Here is a 20,183-nt window from a genome sequence, read left to right on the forward strand (position 1 = left end):
TTTCTCTAAGCGGATGCAAAACTAATACTTATTTTTGATTTAACAAGTGATAATTTTAAAAAAATAAAAACTTTTAATGAACGAAAACTAAATTTTTCCGGGAGGGCAAAACTACAACTTATCTTCAAACCTCACAAGTAAAAATAACTTCAAATTATCTCTACTCCTACCTTACATCTCCTCTCAATACCTCAATTAGCGGGGTGCAAAACTACAACTCTTTTCCTCTTCCTACCAAACTTTTTTAAAGGTTTTTTTGAAAGATTTTATGGTTACATCTTAACTCCCTCTCCTATCACTATTTAGATAATTTAATATCTAATGACGTGTGAAAAATTGATTAAAAAAACATAGGATTCAATTGTTCCTAGTTTAAAATTTTAAATTGCAGTATGAATTTGGATCTTATATTAATGTCAATAATGTATGCTTTTGCAGGAATCATGCATTTTATAAAACCTAAAGCTTACATTAAAGTAATGCCTAGGTTTTTTAAAGCAAGGAAATTTCTTGTCTTACTTTCAGGAGGGATTGAAATAGCGCTTAGTATTGGATTGTTATTTCAAGAAACTAGAAGTATATCAGCAATCGGTATCATATTGATGTTGCTCGTATTTTTTATTGTACACTTTAATATGTTACGAGGCGGTAAATTTGCTGCAGGAGTGCCAAAATGGATTTTAATTTTAAGAATCCCTATTCAGTTTGTTTTAATCTGGTGGGCTTACCTTTATATATAAATTATGGAAAAAGAATTTACAGAAAGAGAACTAGACAGAATTATTGAAATGGCATGGGAAGATCGAACTCCCTTTGAAGCTATTGAATTCCAATTTGGAGTGACTGAGAGTGATGTTATAAAAATCATGCAGAAGGAAATGAAACCTTCAAGCTTCAGAATGTGGAGAAAACGTGTTCAGGGACGGGCTACCAAGCATAAAAAACTGAGAATAAACTCGATGAAAAAATTCAAATCTTCTCGCCAAAAACAAATAACACATAATAAAATTTCTAAGCGATAAATTATCGCTTAGAATTAAGAATAAATATCATTTAAAATTACAGCTAGACGTATTCCTGCTTTTTTCATTTGTAATTGAGATACGCCAAACCAATCATACATGTATCTATAGCTTAAGTTCTCGTTTGCTTCGGCCGATTTGTAAACTTCTCGTGTTAGATTTCTGTTTTCTTCAACCCAATCTAATAAAGTTCCAGCCTTAATGTCGTTAATTTCTGTTTTACTTAATTCTGGTAAACTCTCCGCAAGCTCAGTATAACTCATATTATAACTTTCGATCATCTTTGTATCCCAAACGCTGTGAAGATTGGTTGAATTATAAAACCATTTTACTTTAAAATCATTTGCGCCCTTGTCTTCTTTAAGACCAAAATGAAGTGGCTGATGCATATCTCCGACCAAATGAATTAGCATTTTTAGATAAAATTGCTCTTTTTCTTTACTTAGTTCTTCGTATTTTAAATTTCGAATACACTCTTCTATTCCATATACAATGTCTCCCTTTGGATTTTTATCAGCTTCAGAATACGTTTGGTCAAAAGGAATATTGGCATAATGCCAAGGCTTATATTTATCATAAGCTCTGTCACTCTTAATCTCATCTGCATAGGTGGAAGCATCTGCAATAGATTGTCCATTAAGTATCCTGTCTATTTTTCTACTTGCTTTTGATTTTAAATACTGCTCTGCAGTTTCACCGACTGTGCGGTGACCATTTTGCCCCCAATCTTCTGACGCTAATAATGTTTGAGAGAGTATAAGAAAAGCTAGTAAATATTTCATATCAATTTTTTTTTCAAATATAAATGGAATTGTTTTAAGTAAACGCAAAGGCTTCATTTTATTCTCAAACAAAACACCCGGATTAATCTTACTAAAAGTTATAAACTTACAATCTAAACTCTTTAATTTGAGCAGTATTAAATTCAACCTAAAAAGAAATGATAAAGCTTATTTGCAGTGATATCGATGGAACTCTTCTCAACGCGAAACGAGAGCTTTCTAAAAAAACGATTTTTGAAATTACAAAACTAAAAGATAAGCTACCTATTGTTCTTATTTCTTCAAGGATGCCTTCTGCAATGAATCATCTGCAAAAGCAATTGAAAATCACAAATAATCCAATTGTAGCATACAATGGAGGATTGATTATGGTAAATAATAAAATTAGACAAAGCACCACAATTCCTTTTGAGGTTGTAGATAAAATCATGGACCTCAATCAAAATCATCTGCATTTGAGTCTTTACAATACTAATGACTGGTTCGCTCCTCACCTGGATCACTGGACTGAAAGAGAAACCAACAACACTAAAGTCAATCCTACCATAAAGTCTAATAATGAAGTTTTGGAAGCATGGCAGACTAATCAGACTGGTGCTCATAAGATCATGTGCATGGGTAAAGCTGAGTTGATTACAAAATTTTACAACCTTATGTCTGAAAACTTCTCTGATGATATTCATTTATACAGATCAAAAGACACTTATATAGAGATTGCACCTAAACAGATTTCAAAACGCTCTGCTATTGAATTTTTATTAGAAACAGAATTTGGTTTGAATATGTCTGAAGTGATGAGTTTTGGAGACAACTTTAATGACATAGAGATGCTTAAGGCATCTGGACTTGGGGTTGCAGTAGGAAATGCAAAAGAAGAGGTAAAACTTATTGCCGATAAAACCATTGAAAATGCAAAAGAAGATGGTGTTGCTAATTTCCTAAACGCTTATTTTAAAAAGGGATAAGCTTTAAGAATTGCTAATAATTTTTAATTTTACCCTCTAAATTTCAATAATGGATCAAAATCCGCTAATTACCAATGACGCAGCAGTATTGGGCATTTTAATGCTTTCAATTGCATTGATTTTTTTTACCTCTAGTCAAAAAACGGGCTTTTGGAATAAATTTTACAAAGTAGTTCCTGCTCTTTTAATGTGTTATTTGATACCTGCAATTTTCAATTCTTTGAATATCATAAGCGACTCAACTTCTCAACTTTATTTTGTTGCTAGTAGATATTTCCTTCCAGCCTCTCTGGTATTAATGACTTTGAGTATAGACTTAAAAGCGATAAAAAACTTAGGGTTTAAGGCTCTGATCATGTTTTTAACAGGAACCGTCGGCATTGTGATCGGTGGACCTATTGCGATTTTAATCATTTCCATTTTCTCCCCAGAAACTGTAGGAGGGGCCGGACCTGATGCTGTTTGGAGAGGACTTTCTACGCTTGCAGGGAGCTGGATAGGCGGAGGAGCAAATCAAGCAGCAATGCTAGAGATATTCAAATATAATCCTGAAAAATACGGTGGGATGGTCTTGGTTGATATCGTTGTTGCCAACCTCTGGCTAGCAATCATCTTGCTCGGAATAGGTAGGTCTGAAAATATTGATAAATGGCTGAAAGCTGATAATTCTGCTATTGAAGAACTGAAGGAAAAAGTATCTCAATACACTAAAAGTGTTTCTAGAACCCCTGAACTTAAAGATTATATGATCATGCTTGGAATAGCATTTTTTGCTGTAGGTTTTTCTCATTGGGCTTCGGAGCATATTTCAGAATTTTTACTCACAAACTTTGAGGTTTTTAATGATAAAACATCTGCTTTAGCATCTTTTTCTTCTACATTTTTCTGGATGATTACAATTTCAACTGCTTTTGGCGTTGGGCTATCGTTTACTAAAGCAAAGTCTTATGAAGGTGCTGGTGCAAGTAAAATTGGGAGTATATTTATTTACTTTCTTGTTGCCACAATAGGCATGAAAATGGACTTGGCCGCCGTGTTTGAAAACCCTGGATTGATTCTTATTGGATTGATCTGGATGAGTATTCACGCCGGATTGCTTATAATTGTTGCAAAGGTCATCAAAGCACCTTATTTCTTTTTGGCGGTAGGAAGCCAGGCCAATGTTGGTGGAGCAGCTTCTGCACCAGTAGTCGCTTCTGCATTTCATCCTTCACTTACAAGTGTTGGCGTATTACTAGCTGTATTCGGCTACGTTGTTGGTACCTATGCAGCGCTAGGTTGTACAATTCTAATGGAAATTTCATCAAATATTTAATTAAACAATACATGAAACATTTTTTATCACTCGCTATCCTTGCAATCCTTTTTACGTCGTGTCAAAAGGACAAAGAAAACCTATTGATTACTGGCAATATTGTTGGTTTAAAAAAGGGGAAAATCTACCTACAAAAAATAAGTGATTCAACTTTAGTGAATGTAGATTCCATCCAAATTTCTGGGTCTTCAGAATTTACATTCAATACATATATTGAAGAACCACAACTCATGTTTATAGAATTGGAGCGATACAATGGTTCTAATTATCCAGAACTCATCAATTTCTTTGCTGAGCCAGGAGAAATTAGAATCACTACAACTTTAAAAAACTATGGAATGGATTTAGAGGTTATCTCAGAATTCAAAAACCAGAAGAAGCTAGAAGAATATAATGAAATAGTAAAGCGATTTAATTCACAGCGACTAGATTTAATTGAAGAAAATTTTGAGGCTAACAAGTCTCAAGATGAAAGCAGAATTGATAGTATAAATAGAAAATTCAATTCCATTCTGAAGCGTAAATATCTTTACACTGTCAACTTCGCCCTGAACAATAAAGATTTAGAAGTTTCGCCTTATGTCATCTTATCTGAGGCATTCGATGCAAACCTTAAGTATCTGGACACTGTTTATAACTCCTTGGAGAAACCTGTGAAGAAATCATTGTATGGAAAACGATTAAAAGACCTCATCGAAGCAAGAAGGAAAAATGATGATGAGAGTATGAAAACTGAAGTTATCGAAGAACTCCCTTAAAGAGATTTTCAATAATTTTAATTTGAATAATTTAAATAAAAAAAACCTCGTAGAAATGCCTACGAGGTTAATAAGAAAAGGATTTAAATTTCAACCTAGAAGGTCAAGAAATTAAATCCTAAATAAGAAATTAAAAGTTATTAAGTCTTTTTATAAACTCATCAGCTTTATTGTTGATTGATTCTTTTACAGATTTTAAATGCTTACCTCTGTCTTCAATATCTTTTTTGTTGATTTGCTCAACAAATTGATCAAATTCTGATATAACATCGTCTACAAGCTCTTCAGTTTTTTCTTTAAAATCTTCTGAACTTGCCTCTTGGTTGATTAATGCTCCGTCGATGATTTCACCGAAACGGTCATTAAGGTCCTTTTTTAGTTGCTTCTTACTAGCCATTTTATAAAAATTAATTTTTGCAAAAGTAAACTAATTTAAAAAACTAAATGCTAATTTCTAAAAGTTTGGTGCCTCCTGATTTTATACCTAAAGTATCAATACAAGCTGGGATAAGAATTGTTTCTTGTGAAAGAATTGAATAGTCGATATTCTGATGACTAATTGTAACTGAATTCTGGCCTACATTCATTAAAATGATAAAAGAATCAACCTTTGAATAATCAAAGCTTAAATCCTTATTGATTTCCAAAAATTTAGTTTTAAAATATGGTGTGTCCACCAATGAAACTTTAGTGTTGAACTCAGAATCATATCGAATTCTAAAATCTGATTTATTATCAAAATTAATGGCTTCAAGAGCAAGATCTGTGTGGAGTTCTCTAGAATTACCTTCCTCATCAACTCTATTCCAATCATATATACGATAAGTGATGTCTGATGTCTGTTGAATTTCAGCAAGCAATACTCCTGCTCCTATGGCATGAACCAAACCAGGCTTTATAAAAAAAGCATCTCCTTCTTTTACATTGATTGAATTAAGGGAATTTTCAATTTTCCCTGACCTTAATACATCCTTAAGTTTTTTAATTGAAAGATTATCTTTGAAATCTAATATTAACTTAGCGTTATTTTCAGATTCTATGATGTACCACATTTCAGTTTTCCCGAAACTGTTGTGACGTTTTTTCGCTAGTTGATCATCTGGATGCAATTGAACTGAAAGATTGTCTTTGGCTTCAATAAATTTTATCAGAATTGGAAATTGAGCATTGAATCTTTGATATACAGACTTGCCTAGTAACTGATCTTTAAATTCGGTGATTAATTCTTCAAGGGTTTTACCTTTTAAATCTCCGTTTTCAACAATGGAAATTTCATTTTTAACACCGCTTATTTCCCAACTTTCACCTATTTTCTTATTACCTAAGTTTTGATTAGTTTTCGAATGAAATCTGTAACCTCCCCAAATTTTTTCTTTTAGAATGGGTGTGAATTTTAAGGGATATAACACTAATCTATTTTTTTAACCGCATTCAATGCTTTTTTCATGTGTTTTGAAGCATCTAGGCTATTGAATTTAAAAATCACTTTACCTTCACCATCGATGACAAAAGTTTCTCTGCCTGGAACCAATCCAAGTAGACTTTTTTTAATGCCAAATTTTTTTCTCACTTTACCATTGGAGTCCGAAAGTAAAATAAAAGGAAGATTGTGTTTTTTTGCAAATTTTGAATGAGACTTTTCTGAGTCGTTGCTTATACCGATTACTTCTGCTCCAGCTTCTTTGAAATCCTCGTAGCTATCTCTAAAATTACATGCCTCTTTTGTACAACCAGGTGTAAAATCTTTTGGATAGAAATAAATCACAACAGGTTTTTTACCAATAATTTCCTTTGAATCAAAATCATTTCCGTTTTGATCCTTAAGTTCAAAATGTGATACTTTTTCTCCTTTTTCTAATGACATCTTACTCTCCTTTATAGGTTACAAAATTTCGAGGAGTTTCGTAGAGTGTAATTTCTAACTCATGGCTCTCTTTTAATTTTGGTTTTAGTTTGTTCCAAATCACTACTGCTATATTTTCTGCAGTTGGATTCAAGTTTTCAAATTCTGGGACCTGTTCGTTCAAATTTTTATGATCAAACGCATCTTCTACCTCAGATTTAATAAGATCCTTTAAAATTTTCACATCTATAACGTATCCAGTTTCTGGATCAATTTCACCAGTTACAGAAGCTATAAGCTCGTAATTATGACCATGATACTGTGGATTATTACATTTACCGAAGATTTCTTCATTCTTCTCAAAGGTCCAATCTTTCCTGTATAATCTATGCGCGGCATTAAAATGAGCTTTGCGGTGTACTGTAACTTTCATATGCTTATGTTGAAGATTTTATCATTTCATTTTTATGCTTCGCAAAAATAATTTTGAACCACTCAGTATAATTACTTGGATTTTTCTTGATGTCTACTTCAATGTCTTCAAGTTTCATCCATTTCCATGCATTGACCTCATCGGGATTAGGTTGCGGTTCATCATTGTATTCACCGACAAGGATATAATCATATTCGTGCTCGGTTAAACCATTTTCAAATGGAGCTTTATAAATAAAGGATATTGTTTCTTGAAGATCTGTACTAAAACCCATTTCTTCTTGAAGTCGTCTTTTCCCAGCCTCTATATTAGTTTCATTTAATTTTTGGTGACTACAACATGTATTTGTCCATAAACCTGGTGTGTGGTATTTTGACAAAGCTCTTTGTTGAAGCATTAATTCATTTTTGGAATTGTATATAAATACTGAAAATGCACGATGAAGCTCAGCTTTCTCGTGTGCCTCAATCTTTTCCATGGTACCTAGTGGATTATCATTTTCATCTACTAAGATTACGTAATTTGAAGTGCTATCTGTCATAAATCCAAAAATACAAAATAACTTGTATCTGGATACAAATAAGAAAAGCACCTTTGTTCAAAAAGTGCTATTTATGATTTATTTAATAATTAAACTTTAGATTCTAAAATCGACTTTTACCCCGAAGACCAACAACAAAAGCACCTTCCACTCCTTTATTTCTTAATTCTATCTTGTAAGCATCAGCTTGATTCCTGGTTGGAAAAACTGAAGAAAAATATCGTTTGTAACCATCACTATAAACATAGCTAAAAACATTTTTAACATTATCGAATTCTACATTGGAGTTTTTACCAAAAGCTCCTATTTGGACTGTAAAGATTTCTTCATTAGAATTTTCAAAATCATAGTAAGAAGAATTTTTAGGACTATCCACTTTTTTATTTTCCGACGCTAAAATTTCATTTCGAATATCTTCAGGTGTTTCATTATCATTTAATATTATGAATTCCGATCTTCTATTGAGAGCATGTTCATCTTCTGAGCAATCAATACCGTTAGAACAGTCATTAACTAGCTCGGTTTCTCCATAACCTCTTCCCGAAATTCTATCTTCACTTATTCCAGCTTTATCAATAATGTAATCTTGTGTTGCAGTAGCACGTTTATCTGATAAGATTTGGTTATAGGCATCTCCTGCTCTGCTATCTGTATGTGACCTTACATCTATTCGCATTTCAGGATAAGACTTTATAACTGCTACAATTTTCTGTAATTCAACCTCAGCATCTTGACGAATCTGAAACTTATCAATGTCAAAATAGATAGGGTCTAATTGCAATAACTGACTCAAATCATCACCCTTATCAGCTTTAGTAACACCAAGTTCATCTCCTGTTTGAGCACTGAAATCAAGTGAGTTTTCAGTTCCGAAATCAGAATTTGTACTCACTAATTCTTCAATCGTAGCAAATCCATCTTTAGATACTCTCACTACATAGCGGGTATCGCAATCCACTTCAAATTGATAAAAGCCTTCAGAATCTGTAGTAGTTGTTTTTAATAAATTTAAATCTTCATCAAAGAGCTCAACTTTAGCATCTGCGAGAGCTTCTTCTCCATCTGTTGTAAAGATTTTACCGTTGAGCACCTGAGAACAAGCGGTCATAAGCTTTTGTAGTTGAGTGACTGAATACAAGTTATCATTAGAATCACCTTCACCCCTATTGGAAGCAAAAAAACCCTTTTTAAGCCTTGAATTAATTATAAAACTGAAATCATCTTTGTTGCTATTGATGGGTCTCCCTAAATTAAAAACGTCACCTAATTCTCCGTTATTTTTGATAACAGCAACAAAAACATCCAATCCACCTAATCCAAGATGGCCATCCGATGAAAAATAAAGCAAATTATCTTTGCTGATGAAAGGAAAGCTCTCCCGCCCTTCAGTATTGATAAGGTCACCTAAATTTTCAGGATTACTATAAGTATTGTTTCCTAAGATATTGACTCTAAAAATATCTGACATTCCTCTAGTATCCTGCATATCTGAGGAAAAGTATAATGTTTGATCATCGTTGCTTAAAGAGGGATGAGCAACAGAATAGTTATCGCTGTTGAAAGGGAGCTCCTGAGGCTTAGTCCATTCATTTTCTGAGTTCAAATTTGATTTGAATAGTTTCAAATAACTTACACCGTCTTCACCACGATTCAATTTATTTCCTGAAAAATTATTCCTTGTGAAGTAAACTGTGTTTCCATCGCTTGTGAATACAGCAGAAGACTCATGAAATTTAGAATTTAAAGTTTCTGAGAAGTTAACGGGTTCTGATTCTATATCTAAAGAATCTGATATGTCGACACTATATAAATTTAGATAAGGTTGATTATTCCATTCGTGAACACGTTTTACTGATGACGAAACAGGTCTGTTTGATGCGAATACTAATTTTGCATCTCCATAAAAAGAAGGAGAGAATTCGGAATATTCAGAATTAATTGGAAGTGAATTGATACTAAACCTTCCTGATTGCATATCAATAAGTTCCAAGTAATTTCGCTCTCGTTTTAATTTTGAAACTCTACTATCTGTGTCATTTAGTGCATCAAACTCAAGCATGATTTGATCTGATTGGTCGTATTTTTTTACGCTTTTGAGCGATTGTGCATATCTGAATAAGTATTCTTTAGGTGGATTTGGATTTAATTGATACAATTTCTTATACCACTCTAGTGCACTCTCCTGATCGTTATTGAAATAGTATGAGTCACCAAGTTTCTTAAAAAGATTCTCTGATTCGAAGCCGCTTTTAGCCACCTCAAGATATATTTTTTGAGCATCGATGAAAGCATAACCTTCAAACATCTTATCAGCTTCTTTAAGTTTATCAACTTGAGAATAAGTTGCACTACCAACAAAAAATGCAGCAATAAGAATTAAATATCTATAGTTAAATTTCATAATTAAAAAAATCTTGGGGTATACATCCTTTTATACTTCTTAAAAAGCTCAAACCTCGCGAAAAATTCAAGCGACCCATCATTGTAGCTTGAAAATGTTGACGTATCTCTATCATAAGCTAAACCTAATAATATGGAATCGCTAACTTGAAAAGCAAAAAGTCCTGAAAATGCTGAGTTCAATCTATAAGCAACACCAGCTGTAAATTTATCGTTTATTAAAAAGTTTGAAGATAATTCAGCTAGCAAAGGAGATCCACTTACATGTCTCATCAATATTGATGGTTTAAATTTAAGTGAGGGACTGATATCAAAAACTAACCCTGCTGTTAAGTAATAATGTAAGCGATCTCTTACAGTTGCATCGGCAATATTACTATCGGAAAAACGATCTGTTCTTAATAAAGCAGGGACGCTAAGACCAACAAAATATTGATCGTTATAAAGTAATGCACCAAGACCTACTTGTGGTGAAAATTTATTTTCAATATTATTTAAAAATTCAGGATCTGTGTTGTCAAACCTGTTTAAATCATTGTAATCTACGTTAAGCATATTGACACCAGCATTTATACCAAATGAGAGTTTGGTATATCTTGAAACCTCAATAGCATAGCTGTAAACTGCATTGATATCTGTTTCTTGCATAACACCAATCTTATCATTTACCACATTAAAGCCCAATCCCATTTGTCCATCTTTTATGGGTGAATGAGCGGAAAGAGTTTGTGAAGTTGGTGCACCATCAAATCCAAGCCATTGTGACCTATGCAAAACACTTGCACTCAAAACATCTCGTGATCCCGCATAGGCCGGATTGATGCTTATAGTATTATACATATATTGAGTAAAGTTTGGGTCCTGTTGGGCATGGCTTCTAAGCCCTAATAAAAGGAATAAAACTGCTAGGCTCGTATATAGAAATCGACTTTTAGTCATCATTCATTATTAATTTAAATGTAAATATCCGTTTCTCCTCAAGGGTTCACCCAATCTATTCACATAATTAAGAATGTAAAAATAGGTGCCGGTTGGAAGTCTTTTATCTCTCTGTATTGTGACATCCCCATCACTAAAACCATTGAATTTCACTTCTCCGTTGTCATAGCCTTCGGCATCATATACCTTCATTCCTTGTCTATTGAATATTTGAACAGAGTTTTCAGGATAATTCTCAATTCCTTTTATTCTGAAAAACTCGTTTAATTGATTTCCTTCAGAACCAACCGCATTAAATATTTCAATGTCATCAATAAAAAATCCATCATTATCAGAATTAATAACCTGACCTGAAATAACTAGGGCCGTTGTCGGATCAGTTCCTTCCGTTTGAGAAACATTAGTTGGGAAATCAATATCCTCAGTGTCAATTTTTGAAATGGTTTCACCGGCCAAGACTTCTATAGACCAATCACCATTAGTATCTGTTTCTGTTTCAAATACATTTCCATTTATATCTGTTATCGAAATACTGATGTTAGAAATACCATCTTCATTGGCGTCTTGTGCTTCATTAGCATTATCATCGTAATAAAGACGACCTGTCAAGGTACCAGTTGTTTCTTCAACAAAAAATCCGTCAGGAACTTCATTAATAGTTGAATCTGATGCTACAAATGTGGTTGTAGGATTGGTGCCTTGAGTTTGAATGGCATCTATTGGAAAGTTGGAACTACTTTCATCTATGCTTGATGTTGTTTGCCCAATTTTTACTAGAGTTGACCATTGACCATTTATGTTGGTTGTTACACTTGTGATCTCACCATCAGATTCTAAAATTTCAACCTCAACACCTTCTATACCAATTTCATTACCGTCTTGAGCTCCATTACCATTAAGGTCCTCATAAACAATCCCGCTTAAAATTCCAGTTTGATTTGGAGTGAAAAAACCGTCTGGTTCTTCAGAAAAATTATCTCCGGCATTGATTGTTGTTATTGTAGGATCTGATCCTTCTGTTTGTGTTGCACCAGCAGGAAAATCGGGATCATTTTTATCAATAGTAGATGTCACGTCACCTTCTGCAACAGTAGTCGTCCAATCACCATTATCATCTGTTACTATACTCTGTGAAACTCCATCACCATCAACAATTTGAATTGAAACATTCGGCATATTGGGTTCATCGTTGTTTTGAATACTGTCATTATTATTATCAAAGTAAAGGTGGCCCGAAAGCGTTCCAGTTACATCAGGATTTTGTACAAAATATCCATCATTATCAGATAATGTTACGGCATCTGCAATTACGAATGTCAACGAAGGATCTGTTCCCTCGGTTTGTACAGCACCAGATGGAAAATCAGGATCTTGCTGATCTATATTAGAAAATGTGTTTCCTGCCGGAACCTCTATGGACCAGTCACCATTTACATCTGTTGAGATTAAAGTGACAACGCCAAAAACATCTATAATTTCTAAATCTACGTCAGGCATATCAGGCTCTCCAACGTCTTGTACTCCGTTACCATTATCATCAAAATAAAGATGACCTGTAAGGATTCCGTTTAAATTTGGATCCTGGACAAAAAAACCATCATCTTCAGAAAATGTTGTATTTCCAACAGTTACAAAGGTTGTAGTAGGATCTGTACCTTGAGTTTGTGTAGCTCCTTGAGGGAAATCTGAGTCCTGCTGATTTATATCTGAAATTGTATTTCCAGCAGGAACTTGGATTGACCAGTTTCCATTAGCATCTGTAATTACTGAACCATTATCTCCAAAAGAATCTGTTATTACAATTTCAATGTTTTCTAAATCAGGTTCACCAGATTCCTGATTTCCATTTCCATTGGTATCTATATAAAGATGGCCTGAAAGCGTACCTAATAAATCAGGATCATTGTTGAAGAAACCATCATTATCGGATAACACTGTATCGTTAGCAAGCACAAAGGTAGTTGTTGGGTCTGTTCCTTCAGTCTGAACTGCACCTACGGGAAAATCTGGATCATCTTGATTTACATTAGATATTGTATTCCCTGCTGGAACTTCAATTGACCAATCACCATTAGCATTAGTCTCGATTACAGTCACATCACCAAAAGCATCAGTGATCTCAACCTCTACATCTGGCATGTCTGGCTCACCAATTTCCTGGTTCCCATTTCCATTGGTATCGAAGTATAAATGCCCCAGTAAAGTCCCTAGCAAATTAGGATCTAGATTAAAGAATCCATCGATATCTGAAAGAGTAATCTCGTCTGCAACAACTAGAGTTAAAGACGGATCTGTTCCTTGGGTTTGTGTTGCTCCTGTCGGAAAATCTGGGTCTTGTTGATCTATATTAGAAAAAGTATTTCCAGCTGGAACTTCTATTGACCAATCCCCATTAATATCTGCTTCTAAAAGTGAGACGTCTCCAAAAACGTCAATGATTTCAACATCTACGTTAGGCATATCTGGTTCACCTACATCCTGAATTCCATTTCCATTGTCATCGAAATAAAGGTGACCTTCCAGTATTCCAAATAAATTTGGATCTGGAACAAAAAAACCATCATTATCAGATAGGACGGAGTCATCAACAGGGACAAAAGTTGTTGTAGGATCTATACCTTCAGTTTGAACAGCTCCTTGAGGAAAATCCGGATCATTTTGTAGAATATCTGAAGTTGTATTTCCAGATGGAACTAGAATTGACCAATCTCCATTAGAATCTGTCTCTAAAAGTGTAATTTCTCCAAAAACATCTGTAATTTGAACATCTATATTTTGCAAATCAGGTTCTCCACCATCCTGAGTTCCGTTTCCATTAGTATCTATATATAAATGCCCAAGAAGTGTTCCCTCTAATTCTGGATCTACCTCAAACCACCCATCATTATCAGATAAAATAGTTTCACCAGCAATAACTTGTGTTAAAGTAGGATCTGTGCCTTCGGTCTGTGTTGCTCCTTGAGGAAAATCTGGGTCTAGTTGTATAATATTAGAAAATGTATTTCCAGCTGGGACTTCAATTTCCCAATCACCATTTACATCAGATTCTAATAAAGTTACATCACCAAAAGAATCTATAATTTCAACATCAACTTCTGACATGTCTGGCTCTCCAACATCCTGAGTTCCATTCCCATTCTCATCAAAATACAAGTGACCTCTTAGAATTCCAGAACCTAAAAAGCCATCAAACTCTTCATAGGTTTCACCATTTAAAACATCTGTTGACGTTGGATTAGATCCTTCAGTTTGAGAGGATCCAGTTGGAAAATCGGGATCTGCTTCATCAATCAGAGAAACGGTTGTTCCAATAGGGACTCTGGTACTCCAAGATCCATCTCCACCTGTAGTCAAGTTTATAGTATCACCCTGAGAGGTTACAATTTCCACTAGAACGTTCGCAATTCCTTGTTCTCCAGTATCTTGGTCACTACTACCATTATCGTCAAAATATAAAATTCCGGAAAGAATTCCTGATTCAAAGAATCCATCATTCTCCGTAAAAGTCACCTCACCATTGGGGATTTCATGAATTGATGGATTATCGCCTTCAGTCTGGAAAGCTCCAGTGGGAAAATCAGAATCACCCACTTCAACATTGACTTCAACCGGACCAAATAATACTGTTGCTAACCAATCCCCATTAACATCTGTAGATATTGTTTGTGAATTTCCATATTGGTCTGTAATAAGTAGATCTATATCTGGCATATCCAACTCCAAAGAATCCTGTACTCCATTTCCGTTGGTATCAAAATATAAATGACCGGTAGCATCCCCTTGGAAAGCGTAACCTTTGGCTTCTGCCTGAACTGTTTCATCTGCAATTACCAATACATTACTTGGGTCTGTGCCTTCAGTTTGCAAGAACCCTGGCAGTAAGCTAGATAAATCTGTTATAATATTGGCGTTTCCTTCTACAACTTGTGTTGACCAAATTCCGTCTGAGTTGGTCAAAGTCGTTTGTCCATTCCCATTAGAGTTTACGATTATCACACGAACGCCTTCAATTCCTGGCTCTCCAGTATCTTGAGTTCCATTACCATTAAAATCTGAATAAATAAACCCCTCAACTGTACCCGAGGCATTGAGTACTTGCATGAGTTCCTGAAAAGGATTAGGCAAATATGATTTTTCTTCTTGTGCATTCACAAAAAAACTTTGAAAAACCAATACAAAAAAGAATATAAGAGATGAAGTAGTTATTCTCATGTAATAGATAGTTTAACACAAATATAGATTAAAGATATTAAAGTATTTTGATTTTTTTAAGCAAAAATCATCAATAAACAGGTGAATATGATTGATTTCAGACTATAAAAAATTAAGTTTGCAGCATGAAAATAAATAAGGAAATCAATCGCCGAAGAACATTTGGTATTGTCTCTCATCCCGATGCTGGTAAGACGACTTTAACAGAAAAACTGCTCCTTTTTGGAGGCGCTATTCAGGAAGCAGGCGCTGTAAAGTCCAATAAAATAAAGAAAACTGCTACGAGTGACTTTATGGAAATTGAACGCCAAAGAGGAATTTCGGTAGCCACTTCTGTTCTAGGATTTGAGTATAAAAACATTAAAATCAATATTCTTGATACTCCTGGTCACAAGGATTTTGCTGAGGATACTTTTAGAACATTAACTGCTGTAGACAGCGTTATTGTAGTGATAGATGTCGCTAAAGGAGTAGAAGAACAGACGGAAAAACTTGTCAAAGTTTGCCGCATGCGCAACATACCTATTATAGTATTCATCAATAAGATGGATAGAGAAGGTAAAGATGCCTTTGAACTCCTAGATGAAATTGAGCAAAAACTCGGGCTTCATGTGACGCCTTTAAGTTTTCCTATCGGAATGGGTTATGACTTTAAAGGTATTTACAACATCTGGGAGAAAAATGTCAACCTCTTCACTGGTGATCCTAAAAAGGACATTGAAGAAACGGTTCAGGTAAGTGATTTAACAACAGATGAAATTGATGAACTTATAGGTACTGATTCTGCCAACACCCTAAGAGATGAACTCGAACTAGCACAGGGGGTTTATCCGGAATTTGATATCGATCAATATAAAAGAGGAGAACTGCAGCCTGTATTTTTTGGCTCAGCTCTTAACAACTTTGGAGTGCGAGAGTTACTTGATTGCTTTATTCACATCGCTCCCCCTCCAAGACCCAAGCAAAGTGACATCAGAGAAATAAGACCAGAGGAGGATAAGTTCACAGGCTTTGTCTTTAAAATTCATGCCAATATGGATCCTCGACATCGAGATCGATTAGCTTTTGTAAAGGTGGTCTCTGGCAAATTTGAAAGAAACAAGCCTTATCTTCACGTCAGAAGTAAAAAAAATCTAAAATTTTCCAGTCCCAATGCCTTTTTCGCTGAACGCAAAGAGATCGTAGATGAAATGTTTCCGGGCGATATCGTAGGACTTCACGATACAGGAACTTTTAAAATCGGAGACACGCTCACTGAAGGTGAAATTCTTCAATACAAAGGAATACCAAATTTTTCTCCAGAACACTTCAGATACATCAATAACGCCGACCCCATGAAATCCAAACAGCTTAACAAAGGTGTTGAGCAGTTGATGGATGAAGGCGTTGCACAGTTATTCACCTTGGAACTCAATAACCGTAAAATTATTGGTACCGTAGACGCTCTTCAATACGAAGTGATTCAATATAGATTGGAACATGAGTACGGTGCCAAGTGTTCTTACGAAAATATCAATGTGCATAAAGCCTGCTGGATAGAACCTAAAGATCCGAAAAGTGAGGAATTTAAGGAGTTTAAACGCGTAAAGTCTAAGTTTCTAGCCAAGGATAAAGCTGATCAGCTGGTGTTTTTGGCAGATTCAGAATTTTCTTTGCAAATGACTCAACAGAAGTATCCTAATATCATTTTTCACTTTACTTCAGAGTTTTAAATCCTCATTGAGGGTATAATTCTCTGGCTATAAAGATCGATATTCTTATTATCTCCCTTTGTACACCTCTCAGGTTTGTGTTGAGGGAGATGATTTTTGCTCAGAAGCCAGGAACCTGCTTTACGGGCTTTATGCTTCAATCAGGGCTAAACCTTAGTAACAGTAAAACTTAAAGTTTATTTTTTTTTTTGAAAAACTCTTTAGTCCTGAAAGGTATCTACTAATAAAGGTTTTCTTTTTTCCTCTTTATGGAATACATAGGCAAATGCATAATATCCTACTATTCCAAGCATAGGGAAAATCCAAATCATGGATATAAATAAAACTCTTTCCATCAATCTCTTTTTAACTACCAATACATGGATTGATGTAATGATTTTAATCACAAATAAGGAGATTAAAAAAATATGAATCAACGGTTCTGGTAATATTAATTCCATAAGCTTAATTAAATTAATTATTTATCAAGGGTTAGCTATTACATAATATTGTATTGAAATACATAAATCATAATTTGATTACGTGTTTAATGTCACAAGCTCCTATAAAGTTTTTATGATTTCCTACCATTACTCAACTCCTCAATTTGTTTTCATCTATTAATCAATTCCTGAAGCATAAATGCTCTAAAAAACATAATTTACTTTGAAAGAGTTTGTTTTATGTTTTTAATTATTGCTAAATATAACTAATAAATGCTTTATAAAAATCACATTATATTAATTTTATTTTTGTGGTTTTTTACTTAAGCTTTAAGTAAACCGCAAATTTTACAGCTTCTTAAGTTTGGGGGCTGAAAATTTTCATTCGTGAAGGAACTCTCAATTTGTCTTAATCTCTTATTCAACAATTAGTGTTTGCTTAGAAAGATGTAAGTAAATTTAACTCAAACTTGACTTCAAAAAAAAAGCTCTTGATTTCTCAAGAGCTATATTATATAATATTAATCGATCGATCTTTTGTTAATCAATGTAGCCCTTCTCTCGCATCCAATCATCGTTAAACATTTTACCAACGTAACGGCTTCCATGGTCATGAAATAAGACAACTACGACATCATCTTTTTTGAAATGCTTTTTCAATTGTAAGAGTCCCTTCACAGCAGCTCCGGCAGAGTTTCCCAAAAACATGCCTTCTTCTTTGGCTAATTTTTGAGTATAAACCGCAGCATCTTTATCGGTGACTTTAGTAAAGCCGTCGATGCCATCAAATCTGACATTCAGTGGTAAAATATCTTCTCCAATCCCTTCAGTCACGTAAGGATAAATTTCCTTTTCATCAAAAATCCCTGTCTCATGGTATTTTTTGAAGACAGAACCGTAAGTATCAATACCCCAAACTTTAATGTCAGGATTTTTCATTTTTAAATAGCTGCTTACACCAGAAATAGTTCCTCCAGTCCCTACGCCTACGACAAAATGAGTAATTTTACCGTCAGTCTGCTCCCAAATTTCGGGTCCGGTAGTCTTAAAATGAGCTTTACAGTTTGATGGATTATCATACTGATTTACATACCAGGAATTTGGCGTTTCTTCAGCCAATCTTTTGGATGTAGAATAATAAGATCTTGGGTCATCTGGAGCAACGTCGGTTGGACAAACATGAACATCACAACCCACTGCTCTCAAAATATCCATTTTCTCCTTACTCTGCTTGTCACTTAGTACACAAACCACTTTGTAACCTTTCACAATAGCTACTAAAGCCAGCCCCATACCCGTGTTTCCAGAGGTGCCTTCAATGATAGTTCCGCCTGGTTTCAAAATTCCATTAGCTTCAGCATCTTCTATCATTTGCAAAGCCATTCGGTCTTTGACAGAATTTCCGGGATTGAAGGTTTCATACTTGGCTAAAACCAAAGCATCAATCTCTTCAACTATTTTATTCATTTTCACCATTGGCGTTTTACCAATAGTTCCAAGGATATTTTCAGCGTAATCCATAGTTTATTTTTAGAATCGCAAATATAAAAAAGTAATAATCATTTATGGAATTATACCCTTTAGACTAATTCCAATCTTTATTATTCAAATTTCATGGCTTTTACAGGAGAAATCTTAGTAATGATGACAGAAGGAATCAAAAGCATCAAAATACATAATAATAAAGTTCCAAGGTTTATGAGAAGAATATAATCTAAGCTTAAGTAAATTGGAGCTTCGGACACATAATAAGTTTCTGGGTTTAATGGAATAACTTTCAAGTATTTCTGTATTAGCAGCAATGAAATCCCTATGACATTTCCCCAAAACAAACCTTTGAAAATCAAGAAACCAGCATTGTATAGAAATATCTTTCTTATACTCCAGTCAGACGACCCTAAAGATTTTAAAATACCTATCATCTGTGTTCGCTCCAAAATCAAAACCAACAAAGCAGTAATCATATTGATCCCCGCCACCAAAATCATGATTCCAATAATTAATATAATATTAAAATCGAACATTTTTAACCATTCAAAAATCGATGGATATAATTCTATGATGGTACTGGCGTTCAAAAAGGAGTCTACTTCTTCATACACTTTATAGCCAACTTCTTTAATGTCTGAGAAGTCTTCCACAAACAATTCAAACTGACCGATTTGATCTTTATCCCAATTGTTTAACCGTTGAATTTGCTTTAAATCGGCGATAATATACGTTTCATCGAACTCTTTAAAACCTGAATCAAATATTCCTGAAATTGTTAAACCAACTGATCGTGGAAGACGATCTTGATCATCCCTTATAAAATAAACAATAAGTTTATCACCAAGTTGAAAACCAAGACGTTGAGCAAGATAATTCGAAATTAATACTTCTCTGCTAATAGTTTCATCGAAAACTGGAAGCTTTCCCTCGATAAGGTATTCTTCTAAATATTTCCAGCGGTAATTTGCTTCAACACCTTTAACCACTATACCTTCGAAATTGGTTTCGGTTCGGATGATTCCATACTTTGTCGCCACTTTTTGGATGTGTTCTATTTCTGGAACCGCAGTAAATTCTGGATAAAAGTCCTGTTGAGTTGTGATGGGATTTTGAGTAATCGTAGACTGGTTGTTGGAAAAATTGTTGATCACAATGTGCCCGTTAAAGGCAGCAATCTTTTCTCTTATTTTATTTTGAAGACCCAAACCTGTGCTTATCGCCACAAACATCATAATGATGCCAATCGCAATTGCGGAAATTGCAATTTTTATTATCGGAGCCGATATGTTACTTTTATGATCGGTTTTGGTAACAAGCCGTTTAGAAATAAAATATTCAAAATTCAATC

General features: G+C 34.4%; 18 protein-coding genes. 6 read left to right on the plus strand and 12 right to left on the minus strand.

Annotated elements, in window-relative coordinates; all coding sequences use genetic code 11:
* The first annotated feature begins 392 nt into the window (after window positions 1-392).
* Together LB449_RS07300 and LB449_RS07305 are read left to right on the plus strand one after the other, a co-directional pair.
* A complete protein-coding gene (locus LB449_RS07300; RefSeq protein ID WP_224454443.1) occupies window positions 393-740 on the plus strand; it encodes a DoxX family protein in 348 nt (115 codons plus the stop codon).
* A 3-nt stretch (window positions 741-743) separates the two neighbouring features.
* On the plus strand, window positions 744-1,022 hold the full coding sequence (locus LB449_RS07305) for a TIGR03643 family protein (protein ID WP_224454444.1): 279 nt from the start codon (window positions 744-746) through the stop codon (window positions 1,020-1,022).
* 14 nt (window positions 1,023-1,036) lie between these two features.
* Here the strand turns inward: LB449_RS07305 and LB449_RS07310 are convergent, their stop codons facing one another.
* On the minus strand, window positions 1,037-1,804 hold the full coding sequence (locus LB449_RS07310; RefSeq protein WP_224454445.1) for a S1/P1 nuclease: 768 nt from the start codon (window positions 1,802-1,804) through the stop codon (window positions 1,037-1,039).
* A gap of 158 nt (window positions 1,805-1,962) precedes the next feature.
* On the opposite strand from LB449_RS07310, the gene LB449_RS07315 reads away from it, so the two are divergent.
* Genes LB449_RS07315 through LB449_RS07325 form a run of 3 tightly spaced genes read left to right on the plus strand, consistent with a single transcriptional unit; the run spans window position 1,963 to window position 4,842 of the window.
* Complete coding sequence (locus LB449_RS07315) at window positions 1,963-2,769, plus strand: HAD family hydrolase (protein ID WP_224454446.1); 807 nt, start codon at window positions 1,963-1,965, stop codon at window positions 2,767-2,769.
* Between the two features lie 49 nt (window positions 2,770-2,818).
* Complete coding sequence (locus LB449_RS07320; RefSeq protein WP_224454447.1) at window positions 2,819-4,084, plus strand: DUF819 family protein; 1,266 nt, start codon at window positions 2,819-2,821, stop codon at window positions 4,082-4,084.
* Between the two features lie 11 nt (window positions 4,085-4,095).
* On the plus strand, window positions 4,096-4,842 hold the full coding sequence (locus tag LB449_RS07325; protein WP_224454448.1) for a DUF4369 domain-containing protein: 747 nt from the start codon (window positions 4,096-4,098) through the stop codon (window positions 4,840-4,842).
* Window positions 4,843-4,972: 130 nt separating this feature from the next.
* Here the strand turns inward: LB449_RS07325 and LB449_RS07330 are convergent, their stop codons facing one another.
* From LB449_RS07330 to LB449_RS07370, 8 genes are all read right to left on the minus strand, one after another.
* Complete coding sequence (locus LB449_RS07330) at window positions 4,973-5,239, minus strand: hypothetical protein (RefSeq protein WP_224454449.1); 267 nt, start codon at window positions 5,237-5,239, stop codon at window positions 4,973-4,975.
* A 43-nt stretch (window positions 5,240-5,282) separates the two neighbouring features.
* Window positions 5,283-6,251 (minus strand): type I phosphomannose isomerase catalytic subunit, encoded by a 969-nt coding sequence (locus LB449_RS07335; RefSeq protein ID WP_224454450.1) that lies wholly within the window; start codon window positions 6,249-6,251, stop codon window positions 5,283-5,285.
* On the minus strand, window positions 6,251-6,706 hold the full coding sequence (locus LB449_RS07340) for a peroxiredoxin (protein WP_224454451.1): 456 nt from the start codon (window positions 6,704-6,706) through the stop codon (window positions 6,251-6,253). Before LB449_RS07340 ends, LB449_RS07335 begins: the two co-directional genes overlap by 1 nt.
* 1 nt (window position 6,707) lies before the next feature.
* Window positions 6,708-7,118 (minus strand): 6-pyruvoyl trahydropterin synthase family protein, encoded by a 411-nt coding sequence (locus LB449_RS07345; protein WP_224454452.1) that lies wholly within the window; start codon window positions 7,116-7,118, stop codon window positions 6,708-6,710.
* Between the two features lie 4 nt (window positions 7,119-7,122).
* Window positions 7,123-7,659, minus strand: coding sequence for an isopentenyl-diphosphate Delta-isomerase (gene idi, locus LB449_RS07350; RefSeq protein ID WP_224454453.1), 537 nt, complete (start codon window positions 7,657-7,659; stop codon window positions 7,123-7,125).
* A gap of 103 nt (window positions 7,660-7,762) precedes the next feature.
* Window positions 7,763-10,060 (minus strand): OmpA family protein, encoded by a 2,298-nt coding sequence (locus LB449_RS14035; RefSeq protein WP_317196207.1) that lies wholly within the window; start codon window positions 10,058-10,060, stop codon window positions 7,763-7,765.
* Between the two features lie 2 nt (window positions 10,061-10,062).
* Window positions 10,063-10,998: a PorP/SprF family type IX secretion system membrane protein gene (locus LB449_RS07365; protein ID WP_394372311.1), complete on the minus strand. Its 936-nt coding sequence runs from the start codon at window positions 10,996-10,998 to the stop codon at window positions 10,063-10,065.
* A gap of 9 nt (window positions 10,999-11,007) precedes the next feature.
* Complete coding sequence (locus tag LB449_RS07370) at window positions 11,008-15,210, minus strand: SdrD B-like domain-containing protein (RefSeq protein WP_224454455.1); 4,203 nt, start codon at window positions 15,208-15,210, stop codon at window positions 11,008-11,010.
* Window positions 15,211-15,335: 125 nt separating this feature from the next.
* On the opposite strand from LB449_RS07370, the gene LB449_RS07375 reads away from it, so the two are divergent.
* The gene (locus LB449_RS07375) at window positions 15,336-16,922 is read left to right on the plus strand and encodes a peptide chain release factor 3 (protein ID WP_224454456.1); all 1,587 of its coding nucleotides are present in this window, start codon (window positions 15,336-15,338) and stop codon (window positions 16,920-16,922) included.
* Window positions 16,923-17,122: 200 nt separating this feature from the next.
* Here the strand turns inward: LB449_RS07375 and LB449_RS07380 are convergent, their stop codons facing one another.
* The 3 genes from LB449_RS07380 to LB449_RS07390 form a co-directional block, all read right to left on the minus strand.
* Window positions 17,123-17,362 carry a hypothetical protein gene (locus LB449_RS07380; RefSeq protein ID WP_224454457.1) on the minus strand — a complete coding sequence of 80 codons (240 nt, stop codon included), beginning with the start codon at window positions 17,360-17,362 and terminating at the stop codon, window positions 17,123-17,125.
* 522 nt (window positions 17,363-17,884) lie between these two features.
* Window positions 17,885-18,865 (minus strand): PLP-dependent cysteine synthase family protein, encoded by a 981-nt coding sequence (locus LB449_RS07385; RefSeq protein ID WP_224454458.1) that lies wholly within the window; start codon window positions 18,863-18,865, stop codon window positions 17,885-17,887.
* Window positions 18,866-18,945: 80 nt separating this feature from the next.
* The gene (locus LB449_RS07390) at window positions 18,946-20,181 is read right to left on the minus strand and encodes an ABC transporter permease (protein ID WP_224454459.1); all 1,236 of its coding nucleotides are present in this window, start codon (window positions 20,179-20,181) and stop codon (window positions 18,946-18,948) included.
* Between the last annotated feature and the right edge of the window lie 2 nt (window positions 20,182-20,183).

The organism is Psychroflexus lacisalsi (assembly GCF_020164495.1).
Lineage (GTDB): Bacteria > Bacteroidota > Bacteroidia > Flavobacteriales > Flavobacteriaceae > Psychroflexus > Psychroflexus lacisalsi.